The organism is Echinicola pacifica DSM 19836, from assembly GCF_000373245.1.
Classification (GTDB): Bacteria; Bacteroidota; Bacteroidia; order Cytophagales; family Cyclobacteriaceae; genus Echinicola; species Echinicola pacifica.
The window spans coordinates 1-4802 of record NZ_KB890748.1 but is presented as its reverse complement, the minus strand read 5'-3'; the positions used below and the strand labels follow the sequence as shown (position 1 = coordinate 4802).

The following is a 4802-nucleotide window of genomic DNA, read 5'->3' as shown; positions in this document are numbered from 1 at the left end:
ACCATCCAAGACTTTATAACCAACGTACTTTGCAATATCACCAGGATTTTCAAAGTTAGGAAGATTACCCGTATAAATATCAATCCCGACATTTAGTGAGGAGGTGGATCTACCAGGCGAGTAAAATAAAAGGAGTGGTCTTTCTGAGGCCCGATTCCTGCCACTTACAGAACAGGGAGTAATATGCTTGCTTGGATTTCTTTCTCATCCTGCAACATTAGGTATTCAGAACGCCTGTATCAATATGGGGTTTGTCGGACGGATACAAACATCTGGCAAAGGTCTGCCGACTGGCAAGCCTACTTTGGTGATGCTCAAAAAATACTGTTGGTTTCCTTCTCCATCCAGTACCGTATAAGCTTCTACATAGCCCTTCGGCATATCGTGCCTTTCACTATCGTAATACTCTCCAATATCAAGACTGTAGTCAGATGTTTGATAAAAAAAACTCAGCATCAATAAGAGATTCAATATCATAAATTCTTCGGTCTATTATTTGTTTAGTGTTCTCTTAACAATATCTGAAGAGCATATTTCTTTTGCTTTTTCTGTGATTTTCAACCAAAAGGGATCTGTTAATGTCATTTCATCTGTTGAAAGAGGTTCGTATTTAGAAATCATCTCATCTAAATCAGTCAACAATTGGCAAAAAACATCATCTTTCTCCGAAGAATTACAGTATTCAATATATCTTTCAAAATCAAAATCGTCATACAAAACACTTATAACTTCCGAATAAGAAGATACAAAAACTGGATGTTTCCCTAACCAAGCTTTTTTTTGAAGCTTAATATCTGAAACGTCTTTTATAGCATTAAAAAGATTAAACTCCCAGCTCTCGATATTTTCATTTTCTTTTATCACTGTTTATTAAACTTAAAATCTTCTTTTGGAATGTGTGCTTCCTTTGATTTTGGATGTACTTGTTTGCCATTAACATCCACTGTTTTACCATTTTGAGTTTGTTTAACGTATGGCTTTTGCTGTGCTGGATTTGGACGATTCGGATTACCACTTTGAACCCTTACATTATTTCCACTCGGATTTTTCGGGTCTTTAAATACTGTTCCTTGTTTACTATTACTTGTTTTCATTGTCCAGTCGGATGGAACTTGTTTTGTTACAGTTGCCCCAGCATCTCCAGCAGGTCCAATCTTCTTAATGGCATCTGTTGTTTTATCTACAGCCTTTCTAACATCATTTGCGTTATCGACTGCATTCACAGTTTTGGCGGTAGCTCTTACGGCTAATCCTGCACCTGTGGTCATTGGTATTGCAATAGCTGCAACATCTGCCGTCAGAGCCGCAACTGAAATAGGGTCAACTTCACCAGTAGTTACATAGTCATAAGTAATTTCCCCAACATCATAAAGAGCAAAACCAATATCTACTACTGCATCCAACCAAGGACAGAAAGGACAACGTCCATCAGGGTCAGTAAGGTTAACAGGATTGTTCCAAGCATAGGCGTAAGGGCTCTTATCTACTTGGTTCGGATGGTCTGCCAACGGATCCACAACTCCCCACCTTCCTATAGCGGGGTCATACATCCTCGCTCCAAAGTCATCCCAGCCTGTCAGTTCCTGGCGCTCCTTGCCATTATACAGGTACTTCTGCCCCACTGAACCCAGCCTTGAATACGAGTTAAAACTCATACCAAAAGGATAATAATCATCCTTCTGCACGATCAGGCTGTTTTCATGACTTACTTTAAAATCATCGAAAAACACTTCAATGCGGGTTCCAGTTTCATTTGATAGGTAAATATATACATATCCTGGTTTTGTTATCGTGATCGGATTGATTTTTAGGTTTTGGTAAGGGATATCTGCCCCGGTCTCCCTGATATAGGCTTTGGGGACTACAGTACTGCTGCTTTAATCATAAGAGGATATTTTGCTTTCTTGTCTTTTTATATGCTTATATAATAAATATCCCTCCTTATTTTCAAACTGATCTTATCCAAGGAGATTAGAGGAAAGTATGAGCGTAACGAAATCTTACCCTCTATCGAGATGGTGGTCAAGTTGGCCAAAGTTTTTGGCGTAACGGTGGATTACCTGATCGGGGAAGGTGAAAACGCCTCTTATGACAAGGAAACGGTAAACAGGATCAACAACATCCAAAAAATGGACGAACGCACCAAAAGCGTCCTCTTCAACGTAATTGACACCTACATCCAAAATTTTAAAACCAAAAAAGCTTTCGCTAAATAGAAAAAGCCCCTTGATCGGGCTTTTTTAATATAACTTACTAAATAGTTTTTAAAGAAAACTACCCATAAAGATAATATAACAATATCATTAGTAACACTATTATAAGACCAATAAAATTAATCCTGCCTGCTAATAAAAACTCATTATCATCTTTTTTCTTCTTCATCTCTTCTTTGGACATTTTCATTGACTAACCCACTAGTTTTATTCACTCCACTTTCAACAACACCTAAGGCCGCTTTTTGGGTGTATTCCTGAATAGGGCTACTTATCAATCCCACTTTTTTAGATTGCTGAATTGCAGCACCTGTAGCCGAACTAGTAATTGCACCTACCGCAAGGTTAACTCCTTCTTGGACTGCACCTTGAACATTTCCGTTGCTCAAATGAATCCCAGCCTTCATGGATTTACCAAGTATGGAAGCTCCTTCACCTTCCCGTACCTTTTCATGTGATATTAATCCACACGGAGGACAGGGAAAGGAGTCGATGTGCCAGTATGTGCTGTGAAAATTATCTAGACTACGGGACTTTCGGCAACTTCCACTTTGAAATCATCAACGAAAGTTTTACTTTAATGCACGCACTTAAATCTTAGTTTTCGATTTTTAAAATCATCTAAGTAATTTTCTGATTCCAACAACTGTGTACCCAATTTAAAATCCATTTTAGGTTCAGATGATAACTTAAAAAACACATTTTTCTTACTTTCTTCAATGCTCTCAAATTCATCATCGGAAATATAGTTTATATTAATTGTGTTTATATTTCTTGCATCACATTTTATGTTCTGTTCTCGGATAGCAACTAACAATTTATCTCCACACACTTTAAACCTTCCAACATTGTAATCCAAAACGTCATTATCAAAATGAAATGCATAATAATTATCTTTAGTAAAGTGCAATTCGACATAGGTACTATCATCATAACATGATGCCCAACTTCCAATAAAATACTCCATTTCCAATTCGTTCTTTGAACCGGTTCCGCACTGCCAAATTAATGACATTGCTAATAGATAAATGATGCTATTTACCATACCAAATATAGTTTCTCGCTTTTTGCCAATGGGTAAAACCAAATTGATTATAATGAACCCAACCTATTCTCCTAAACGCCATATAATCAGAATTATCATACATTGTAATACTATATGGTTCATTATTTCCTACAACTACATCACCTACACGAACTGAACTACCGTGAAGTTGAATTTTGGACACTTTATTTTGATACCAATACCTTGTCCCATAATTTCCTCCTGTTACTTTCCAACCCGATTCCTTTGTAGCAGTACTAAAATCAAATAAATCTTGAATTCTCATTCCATCTGGAAACTGCTCATCAAGCATTGGAAGTTTTCCTCTATTATACAATCTGGCAATACACATTCCTTTCATAACCCTTGCGTAGGGAGTTTTGCTCAAATCAATAGAACTTAAACCTTCTCTTCTTTTTTTTCTGATAAGAAAAGAATCTTCTGATTTATTAATTCCATAATGTGCAGCATGATTGGCACCAGATGCTACACCTGACACAGTAACCCCTTGCCAAAATGTACCAGGATTGGATAGTTCCGAGACTGCTCCACCAAAGAGCGAAGATGCACCCATCATTACTCCTTGGGGTGCTTTCAGTGCCTGAAGTCCAGAACCCATCATACTGCCTGCCACCCCAGCAGCAAACCCTCCCAAGGATGGATCTACCCCGAATGCAGCTCCTACACCCTGCTGGGTAACTCCATGAGTAACCCCTCTAGCCAGTTCATGCCCAAAATTGCCTATTCCTCCAAATATTTGACCAACCCCTCCTGCCAAAGCTCCTCCTGCAGCTCCCATTCCAATACTTTTGCCAAACTGCCTCCAATTCCAAGAATTACCGGTAATCGCAGTTTGAGCAGAATAAGAGGCCGCCCCTACCCCAGCACCTATCAAAGCTCCAGCAACAATCTTTCCTAGAAGAATAGATCCTAATACCACAAACTCCCCATCCGGATCCACCATCACCACCGGATTATTCCCCATCGCCAAGTAAGGACTCATAAACTGGTTCTGTAGATCCACCGCAAACCACCTTCCCAATGCCGGATCATATTGCCTTGCATGAAAATCGTACCAGCCTGTCTTATCATCAAGGGTTTTGGACTGGAACAGTTCTTTTGTAAGAGCCTCTCCTTCCCTAACCCAGTTTTCGGCTATCAATCCATACGTATCCGTCCGAGGAACCCATAGGAATTGTGCTTGGAATTTCAGGAAATCGGATTATCTCTGTACTTTTTCCAGTTTGAGGGAAGGAGTTGGTGCAGGTCTTTTTGTTTTAGGCTTTGGATTCTTTCAAACACATCCTTAAGCCATTCAAATTCATTGATAGTGTTCTTCTTGCAGCTGGCCATAAAGGAATACATCGCAGCAGTCATCTCTGCTGCTTGATGGGATCCAGCAAATAGGTAATTCTTCCTGCCGATCGCCAGAGGCCTCACTGCATTTTCTATCAGATTATTGTCGATCTCCATTTGACCGTGGAGTTCGTATGCACTCAGTCCAGCCCATCTGGGCAGTGTGTAGTCAATGGCTTTTCCCATTG

At 39.4% G+C, this 4802-nt stretch carries 8 protein-coding genes; 1 reads left to right on the top strand and 7 read right to left on the bottom strand.

What is annotated here, in order from left to right; translation table 11 throughout:
- Nucleotides 1–225: 225 nt before the first annotated feature.
- Genes B050_RS0110780 through B050_RS23635 form a run of 3 tightly spaced genes read right to left on the bottom strand, consistent with a single transcriptional unit; the run spans nt 226 to nt 1730 of the window.
- Entirely contained in the window at nt 226–477 is a 252-nt protein-coding gene (locus tag B050_RS0110780; protein WP_018473928.1) for a hypothetical protein, read from the bottom strand.
- 15 nt (nt 478–492) lie between these two features.
- On the bottom strand, nt 493–864 hold the full coding sequence (locus B050_RS0110775) for a hypothetical protein (RefSeq protein ID WP_018473927.1): 372 nt from the start codon (nt 862–864) through the stop codon (nt 493–495).
- Nucleotides 861–1730, bottom strand: a complete 870-nt coding sequence (locus B050_RS23635; RefSeq protein WP_018473926.1) for an RHS repeat-associated core domain-containing protein — start codon at nt 1728–1730, stop codon at nt 861–863. Before B050_RS23635 ends, B050_RS0110775 begins: the two co-directional genes overlap by 4 nt.
- Before the next feature lie 201 nt (nt 1731–1931).
- Here B050_RS23635 and B050_RS22300 point away from each other — a divergent pair, with 201 nt between their 5' ends.
- A complete protein-coding gene (locus B050_RS22300) occupies nt 1932–2216 on the top strand; it encodes a helix-turn-helix domain-containing protein (protein ID WP_044202302.1) in 285 nt (94 codons plus the stop codon).
- A 146-nt stretch (nt 2217–2362) separates the two neighbouring features.
- On the opposite strand, the gene B050_RS0110760 is transcribed toward B050_RS22300, so the two are convergent.
- The 4 genes from B050_RS0110760 to B050_RS0110745 form a co-directional block, all read right to left on the bottom strand.
- On the bottom strand, nt 2363–2620 hold the full coding sequence (locus B050_RS0110760) for a hypothetical protein (RefSeq protein ID WP_018473924.1): 258 nt from the start codon (nt 2618–2620) through the stop codon (nt 2363–2365).
- 170 nt (nt 2621–2790) lie between these two features.
- Nucleotides 2791–3258 (bottom strand): hypothetical protein, encoded by a 468-nt coding sequence (locus tag B050_RS0110755; protein ID WP_018473923.1) that lies wholly within the window; start codon nt 3256–3258, stop codon nt 2791–2793.
- Nucleotides 3248–4420, bottom strand: a complete 1173-nt coding sequence (locus tag B050_RS22885; protein WP_018473922.1) for an RHS repeat-associated core domain-containing protein — start codon at nt 4418–4420, stop codon at nt 3248–3250. The genes B050_RS0110755 and B050_RS22885 overlap by 11 nt, the downstream gene beginning before the upstream one ends.
- Before the next feature lie 47 nt (nt 4421–4467).
- On the bottom strand, nt 4468–4802 hold a 335-nt coding region (locus tag B050_RS0110745), incomplete at its 5' end, for an IS66 family transposase (protein WP_018473921.1).